Origin of the sequence: Staphylococcus sp. HMSC077D08, from assembly GCF_001837945.1 — a bacterium.
GTDB lineage: Bacteria > Bacillota > Bacilli > Staphylococcales > Staphylococcaceae > Staphylococcus > Staphylococcus epidermidis.
In genome coordinates, this window is record NZ_KV834792.1 from 1 (window position 1) to 637 (window position 637).

A 637-nucleotide genomic window follows, 5' to 3' on the forward strand; every position below is an offset into this window, starting at 1 on the left:
AATTAAATGAAATGTATCAAGAAATAGCGAATCATATCAATGGAATGATACCGATAGAATGGGAGCAGGTATATACAATCGCTTATATTAACGATGAAGGTGGAGAAGTATCTTTTAATTATACTATACCTGGTAGAGATGACTTACATTACTATACTGCTATTCCTGAAGACTGTAATGTTTCAGAAAAAACATTTAGTGAGTTATCTTTTACTCTTTATAAATTATTTAAAAGACTCAGAGAGCTATTTATAGAAAATAATCAAGAACCATGGACATCATGTGAATTTGATTTTAATAATGAAGGTAAATTAAACGTGTCATTTGATTATATCGATTGGAAAAACTCAGGTTTTGGTCAAATTTCTAGGGATTATTATTATGAATATAAAAAATTCGGCATTATACCTGAATTAGATTATGCCAAAAAAGAAATAAAAGACATCGAAAAATTTATTAAAGAACAAGAAAAAGAGTAAAGCGAAGGATGACTAAGCAATGTAAAAGTTACATAGCTATTCTTTGTCAAATATAAGATAAAGAATAAGCAACATAAAAACGTATTTCAAATATTTAGGAGTAAGAAAATGGGATTTGAAGAAAACTTAAATGAAATGTATCAAGAAATAGCGAATAA

The 637-nt window shown here is 27.2% G+C and carries 1 protein-coding gene; it reads left to right on the forward strand.

Going from position 1 to position 637, the window contains the following annotated elements; all coding sequences use genetic code 11:
* A partial coding sequence (locus tag HMPREF2663_RS07755; protein ID WP_070846147.1) for a TIGR01741 family protein occupies positions 1–479 on the forward strand: 479 nt, incomplete at its 5' end.
* Between the last annotated feature and the right edge of the window lie 158 nt (positions 480–637).